This window comes from Flavobacterium sp. SOK18b (assembly GCF_014156605.1).
Taxonomy (GTDB): Bacteria; Bacteroidota; Bacteroidia; order Flavobacteriales; family Flavobacteriaceae; genus Flavobacterium; species Flavobacterium tiangeerense.
Genome location: NZ_QKNZ01000093.1, coordinates 1 through 6,537 on the forward strand (window position 1 = coordinate 1; position 6,537 = coordinate 6,537).

The window sequence follows — 6,537 nt, forward strand, 5'->3', positions numbered from 1 at the left end:
TAAAGGATTAAACACTTTAAATAATTCAGAAATTTGGGGCATGGTTGAATTAGAAAAAAATAAGATCCTAGCCACTACTTTGGATAAAGGTCTTTTTATAATAACAAACAATCAGGCAGTGTCATGGAATACCGAAGCAAATACTTTTATAAAAAAGAATGGCTCTCTAGGATGTGTCCTTTATAAAAATAAATACATTGTAATTAATTCAGTCCTTGATGGCATCATAGTTTGCGATCTAAATGGAAATATCATGCAGCATATCGACCGCACCAAAGGGCTTCAAAACAATACAGTTCTTACTTCATTTATAGACAAAAGCAATAATCTATGGCTGGGATTGGATAATGGAATTGCATATGTAAACGAAAATTCATTTCTAACCTATTTTGGATTTAGCTATAATTTAGGTACTGTTTATTCATCTGTTGTGCATAAAGGGAATTTGTATGTTGCAACCAATCAAGGTGTTTTTTATCATCCTTGGAACACAGATTTTAAAGAAGGCTCCTTTAGGCTAATTGAAGGAACTACTACTCAAGCCTGGAATGTAGAGGTAATCAATAGAGAATTGATATGCGCCAGTAACAAAGGAGCTCTACTCATACAGAATGGAAAAATGATTAAGAACCTTGATCCTAAGGGATATTATGGATTTAAATCAATACCTAATCATCCTAACTTTTTCATAGGGGCAAATTACAATGGTTTTTCTGTTTTTGAGAAGACAAGTTCAGGAATGAAATTCAGAAATAAAATAGAAGGAATTGACAAATCATCCAATTCATTTGAAATTGATAAAGATTATTTATGGCTAAAAAAAGACCAATATATACATCAGATTGCCCTGAATAATGATTTAAGAAAAACCAAGAGCATTAAAACCTTTACTCAATTTTCTAAAAAAAATAGAGGCGTTGGAAGTCTTCAAATAATTAATAATAAAGTTTTTTTTCAATCAAATAATATTTTTTACACTTATTCAACAATACAAGGCAAATTTAAAGAAGATTCAATAATGACCAATCTCTTTAAGTTCATTCCAAAAATTAAAAAATTAAATGAAGATACTAATGGAAATCTGTGGTACTTCTATGATGAGTCAATGGGAGCGCTGATAAAAGTGGGAAACAATAAATATAAACATGTCATAACTCCTTTTTCAAGTTTGACTGGAAAATTAGTAGCCAATTATATGTCAATAAACACTATTGATTCCAAAAACACTTTTATAGGATTAACAGATGGTCTGGCACACTATGATGCTACTCTCGAAATCAAATCTATATCAAAACCGATTGCTCATATAAGAAGTTTTACATTTCCTGGAGACACCATTTATTTAGGAAATAAGCAAGACGAAAGTATGAAGTATGAGTTGCCATATGACTCAAATCAAGTAAAGTTTACATTTTCGTCCCCTTGTTACGACAATCTTGAAAATATCGAATTCTCTTATCAACTAGAAGGCTTTGGTGAAAAGTGGAGTGCTTGGTCAAACAACACCATTAAAGAATATACCAATTTAAAAGAGGGCAATTATAAAATGAAAGTGAAAGCACGAAACAGCTTTAAGATTCAATCGGGTGAAACTTCTTTTGAATTCAGAGTGACTCCTCCTTGGTATAGGCACTATTCAGCTTACTTATTTTATTTACTGATAGCTTCTGGTTTGGTATACTATATTCGATTTAGAATAAGAATGAAAATAAGGAAAAACAAATATGCTGAAACCTTGGAACAACGAAGATTATATTTAGAAAAAGAAACTAAGATCAGGTTAGAACAATATAAATTAGAGAAAGAAATAGAAAAACTAGAAAATGACAAGTTGCAAATGAAACTATTATCAAAAGACAAAGAATTAGTAAACAACACGTTACAGGTAGTTAAAAAAAATAAAACATTAAACGGAATTATTCAAAGGCTAAAAGATATCAATACAAGCTCATTTGACGAAGCAGCCAAGACTCAATTTACTAAATTAAACAAAAGTATTCTCAAGGAAGTTAGTACTGATAAAAGCTGGAAGGATCTTGAAAAACACCTGAAAAATGTCCACTTTGATTTTTTGAAAAAATTAAAGGAAAAGCACCCTACTATTACTCCAAGAGAAATGGACCTGGCAACTTATTTATTAATGAACATGTCAACAAAAGAAATTGCTGAATTCATGAACATATCAACGGGAGGAGTAGATTTGGCCAGATATCGATTAAGAAAAAAACTGGAATTAAATCAAAAAGAAAATTTAATTGGATACTTTATGAGTATAAAATAGAAACAAAGTGGCTATTGGGTTTGTAGTTTTAATTGACAGTTTGGACTAGAAATAATGGATTAGTAACACCCTGCTTTTCTTAGTCAATAAAAAAACAAGCTGTATTGTAGTTTAACTATCTTGCATAGTCTTGAAATAAATTGATGATTTTTTGGGTGTTATAGATTAGAAAAGGGTCCTATAAAACCATTATAAATACTAAATATTTTGATGCAACTATTGAAAATTTGAATCATAAAATGAGCTTGGTCGAAGAAACATTGATTTATTCTTATTCAAATTATACATTCTTTTTACTTAATCCCCAACTTTTACACCTGATCCTTAATCCATTATTAAAAATAGACATAAAAAAACTCCATTATTTCTAATGGAGTTTATCTTGTGGGCGATGAGGGGTTCGAACCCCCGACCCCCTCGGTGTAAACGAGGTGCTCTGAACCAGCTGAGCTAATCGCCCTATTTTACTAGGTTGCTATCATTACCTGATTGCGAGTGCAAATATAGTGTTAGAATTTGATTCTGCAAGGCCTTTTTGAAAAAAAAATCAAAAAAAATTTGAATTAAATTGTAATAATCTAGCAGACAGAATTCTACAAATATAACGAAACACATGATATGTTTTGTATTGATATCTGTTAGTCCTACATTTGCAGTATAAACAAATATCAATGGCTAGGTTCAAAGAAAACGATTTACCAAAATCTAAAATTACGGCATCATCTCTGCAAAAAGCAACTGTAATTTTTCGTTTTGCTGGAAAGCATCAATGGAAATTTTATGTAGGTTTACTTTTTTTAGTTTTTACGGGGGGAACGGCCCTGGCATTTCCTAAGCTGATGGGAATGCTAATTGATTGTGTTAAGAATAAAGACAATGACCAAGCAAACCTAATTGCAGGCGGATTGCTTGTGATCTTGTTTCTTCAATCTATTTTCTCCTTTTTTAGATTGTCTTTATTTGTGAATTTTACTGAAAATACACTTGCAAATCTTAGGTTAGCACTATATTCAAATTTGGTAAAATTACCGATGTCATTCTTCTCCCAAAAACGTGTAGGAGAACTTAATAGTCGTATTAGCTCAGATATTACGCAAATACAAGATACACTTACATCAACCATTGCAGAATTTTTACGCCAGTTTATCTTAATTGTTGGTGGAGTTCTTCTATTGGCCAATGAAAGTATAAAACTTACACTTTTAATGTTGTCTGTTGTACCTCTGGTTGCAATTGCAGCTGTTGTATTCGGTAGATTTATCAGAAAATATTCTAAAAATGTTCAAGATAAAGTAGCTGAAAGTCAAGTTATTGTAGAGGAAACAATGCAGGGAATTAGTATTGTAAAAGCCTTTGCTAATGAATGGTATGAAATTGCTCGATACAATTTAAAAATCAAAGAAGTTGTTTCAATTGCTATCAAGGGCGGTAAATACCGTGGCTACTTTGCTTCCTTTATAATTTTCTGTCTTTTTGGGGCTATTGTGGCCGTAGTTTGGTACGGAGTTCAATTGAGTATTAGTGGCGAAATGAGTGTAGGTCAATTGATTTCATTTGTATTGTACTCTACCTTTGTAGGTGCTTCTTTTGGTGGCATAGCAGAGCTTTATGCACAAATTCAAAAAGCAATAGGAGCTACAGAGCGCGTTTTTGAACTGCTTGACGAAACCCCAGAAAAAATAAACTCTAACAAAGAGAAAGTTGAAATACAAAAAATAAAGGGTACAGTAGAATTTAAAAATGTTGCATTTAGTTATCCGTCAAGAAAGGAAATAAAGGTTTTAAAAAATGTGAATTTTTCAGCTAATTTTGGTCAAAAAATAGCAATAGTAGGACCTAGTGGAACAGGTAAATCTACAATAGCATCACTCCTACTTCGTTTTTACAATATTGACAATGGTGAAATTTTAATTGATGGAAAAAACATTTACGACTACGATCTTGAAAACCTTCGCGGTAATATGAGTATTGTTCCTCAAGATGTTATTCTTTTTGGAGGAACTATTAAAGAGAATATTGCTTACGGAAAACCTAATGCAACGGACCAAGAAATTTTAGTGGCAGCAAAACAAGCTAATGCATATCAATTTATAGAAAGTTTTCCAGAAAAATTTGAGACAATAGTAGGTGAAAGAGGAATAAAACTTTCAGGCGGACAACGTCAACGCATTGCTATTGCTAGAGCTTTATTGAAAAATCCTAGTATTTTAATCCTAGATGAAGCAACTTCAGCTCTTGATAGTGAAAGTGAAAAATTAGTTCAAGAAGCTCTTGAAATTTTAATGGAAGGTAGAACCAGTATTATTATTGCACATAGACTTTCAACAATTCGCTCTGCAGATCAAATATTGGTTTTAGATAATGGTATAATTGCCGAACAAGGAACACATCAAGATTTAATTGTCCTTGAAAATGGAATTTATAAAAATTTAAGCAATCTGCAGTTTAGCAATTCTTAATTTTTTTTTAGAGCCAAAAAAAAACTCCAATTTGATAACAAATTGGAGTTTTTTGGTTTTATTATTTTCCTTTTCTTCTATTTCTTTCCGCTTTAATCATCATTAACTCTCGGCTTGTTTGACCTGCTACGGATGTGTTTTCTTCCGCACGACGAATTAAATAAGGCATAACGTCTCTTACAGGACCAAAAGGTAAATATTTAGAAACATTATAATTAGAATCGGCTAGGTTGTAACTGATATTATCACTCATACCGTACAATTGTCCAAACCATATTCTATTATCATTTGATTTAATCCCTTTTTCATGCATTAAATTCATGAGTGTATACGTGCTAGACTCATTGTGAGTACCAGCAAATATAGACATCATATCTAAGTTTTCAGTCATGTAACTAATGGCCGCATCATAATTAATATCTGTAGCTTCTTTTGAGGCACAAATAGGTGTAGGATATCCTTTTTCTTGAGCACGTACATTTTCTTTCTCCATATACGCACCACGAACTATTTTCATTCCTATATGAAACCCTTCATTTTTAGCTTGCTCATGTAATTTTTTCAGGTAATCCAATCGGTCCCAACGGTACATTTGCAAAGTGTTAAAAACAATCGCTTTCTCTTTATTGTATTTGCGCATCATTTGAGTCACAAGATCATCGGCAGCATCTTGCATCCAACTTTCTTCACCATCTATTAATAGTGATACATTTTTTTCATGAGCTTCTTTGCAAACCAAATCAAATCGAGCTACCACTCTATTCCATTCAATTTGTTCTTCTTCATTTAATTTCTCATTGTTACCTAGCTTTTCATACAATTCAAATCGTCCAAAACCAGTTGGTTTAAAAACGGCAAAAGGAATAGCATCTCTTTTCTTAGCAAAGTCGATTGTTTTTAATGTCATTTTCAAAGCAGCATCAAACTGATCTTCTTCTTCTTTTCCTTCTACTGAATAATCCAATACAGAAGTCACGCCTTTAGTAAACATTTTATCAACAACGCTAAGACAGTCCATTTCGTTAACACCTCCACAAAAATGATCAAAAACCGTTGCTCTTATTAATCCTTCTACTGGTAAATGTGCTTTGATTGCAAAATTGGTAACTGCTGTTCCTATTCTAACAAGAGGCTGATTAGCTATCATTTTAAATAAAAAATATGCACGATCAAGTTCTGTATCGCTTTTTAATGCAAAGGCAACTTGTGTATTATCAAATATCTTTTCCATTATCTGTTTTAATTTTATACAAATATAGACAGACTTTGAATATTTTTATAAAATTTGATACCAAAAAAAAGAAAAATGCAATAGGAACTTTTTTATGGTATTAAATAATTTAAGAATTGATAAATTTATACATTTGACAATTCAAAGTTTTATATTCAAAAATGCGAAATGACCAAATCCCTTTTAAAAAAAAATAAAAGAGTAAATTAAAGTGTTTTGAATTGAAATAAAAATAGTATAAACCAAGCGTATCTCTTTAGATATTGAAACTAATTCTTACCAAAATTAAAATGAATACAGAAATTAAAAACGATACAGTACAAAGCTCATTTTATGAAAATTTCATGGCATTATTTTTTCTTTTTTGTTATTTTTTGATTGATTTTTTGCCTCATTTTAAAAGTATTGAAATACTAAACACGCAGTTTTTTTACATGGCTGTGGTTAATATTGTTGCATTACTCTACCTTTTTAGCAATAAAAAAGTAGCTTATAAAAAGACTAAACTCTTCTCTAGCGAAGGTTTAGTTTTAAAAATCTATTTTTTGTTTATTATTCTTTGTGGT

At 31.1% G+C, this 6,537-nt stretch carries 4 protein-coding genes and 1 tRNA gene; 3 read left to right on the top strand and 2 right to left on the bottom strand.

The genetic code is table 11. From position 1 onward, the window contains the following. A partial coding sequence (locus DNC80_RS12970; RefSeq protein WP_182651593.1) for a triple tyrosine motif-containing protein occupies nt 1-2,281 on the top strand: 2,281 nt, incomplete at its 5' end. A 385-nt stretch (nt 2,282-2,666) separates the two neighbouring features. On the opposite strand, the gene DNC80_RS12975 is transcribed toward DNC80_RS12970, so the two are convergent. Beyond that, a tRNA-Val gene (locus DNC80_RS12975) sits at nt 2,667-2,741 on the bottom strand. A gap of 211 nt (nt 2,742-2,952) precedes the next feature. Between DNC80_RS12975 and DNC80_RS12980 the strand changes: the two genes are divergently transcribed. Continuing rightward, a complete protein-coding gene (locus DNC80_RS12980; RefSeq protein ID WP_182651594.1) occupies nt 2,953-4,740 on the top strand; it encodes an ABC transporter ATP-binding protein in 1,788 nt (595 codons plus the stop codon). Between the two features lie 61 nt (nt 4,741-4,801). On the opposite strand, the gene DNC80_RS12985 is transcribed toward DNC80_RS12980, so the two are convergent. Further along, entirely contained in the window at nt 4,802-5,971 is a 1,170-nt protein-coding gene (locus tag DNC80_RS12985) for a proline dehydrogenase family protein (protein WP_182651595.1), read from the bottom strand. Between the two features lie 290 nt (nt 5,972-6,261). On the opposite strand from DNC80_RS12985, the gene DNC80_RS15830 reads away from it, so the two are divergent. Next, a partial coding sequence (locus DNC80_RS15830; RefSeq protein ID WP_220485248.1) for a hypothetical protein occupies nt 6,262-6,537 on the top strand: 276 nt, incomplete at its 3' end.